1 protein-coding gene is annotated in these 306 nt (G+C 57.5%); it reads left to right on the forward strand.

The features are described 5' to 3' along the window. A partial coding sequence (locus tag HMPREF2780_RS11830; protein WP_442802384.1) for a hypothetical protein occupies window positions 1-306 on the forward strand: 306 nt, incomplete at both ends.

Below are 306 nucleotides of genomic sequence, written 5' to 3' on the forward strand. Positions count from 1 at the left end.
CACTCGTGGAGGCGGACGTACTTGCTGAAACAGAGGCGCTCGTAGACGCTGATTCGCTGGCTGATACAGATGCACTGGTTGAAGCGGATTCGCTGGCACTTACTGAGGCACTCGTGGAGGCGGACGTACTTGCTGAAACAGACGCACTCGTGGAAGCCGATTCGCTCGCACTTACAGACGCACTCGTGGAGGCCGATTCGCTCGCACTTACTGAAGCGCTGGTTGACGCGGACTCACTCGCAGATACAGATGCACTCGTGGAGGCGGACTCACTTGCAGATACAGATGCACTCGTGGAGGCCGATT

Origin of the sequence: Streptococcus sp. HMSC062B01 (assembly GCF_001811085.1) — a bacterium.
GTDB classification, from domain to species: domain Bacteria; phylum Bacillota; class Bacilli; order Lactobacillales; family Streptococcaceae; genus Streptococcus; species Streptococcus gordonii.